The 503-nt window shown below is 44.7% G+C and carries 1 rRNA gene; it reads right to left on the bottom strand.

The features are described 5' to 3' along the window. Positions 1–384: 384 nt before the first annotated feature. A 16S ribosomal RNA gene (locus LGN19_RS39500) occupies positions 385–503 on the bottom strand; the annotation flags it as partial.

Here is a 503-nt window from a genome sequence, read left to right as displayed (position 1 = left end):
GAGTCTGTCTCGTTACAGGTTGAGTTCTCGCATTTGTGCCGTATTCCAATTGAGTCAAACATAGAGTTCGAATCATCTTGAGATACATCGATACAATCACAACCCGGATAGTTTTCACGTCCATCTCATAGACGCTTCCGCTATCCAAATTACTTACTTCTTCCAGATTGTTAAAGAACGACAGCCGATATGGTTTTACTCATATCACTCTGACTGGCTCAATCGCCAATGAGAAAAACTCGAACCAAACTTCATTCGAATGTTTGTCATTGATGATTATCGAAAGCGGCCGGCATTATAACCGATTAAACCGCTAACAGACAGTCTTTCTGTCTTTATCAACAGCCGATAAGCGTGAGCGCTCAATTTTGCGAGAAGCTCTGGAAAGGAGGTGATCCAGCCGCACCTTCCGATACGGCTACCTTGTTACGACTTCACCCCAGTCATGAATCCTACCGTGGTGACCGTCCTCCTTGCGGTTAGACTAGCCACTTCTGGTAAAA

Origin of the sequence: Burkholderia sp. AU30198, assembly GCF_020419825.1 — a bacterium.
Classification (GTDB): domain Bacteria; phylum Pseudomonadota; class Gammaproteobacteria; order Burkholderiales; family Burkholderiaceae; genus Burkholderia.
This window is presented reverse-complemented; position numbering and strand designations above follow the sequence as displayed.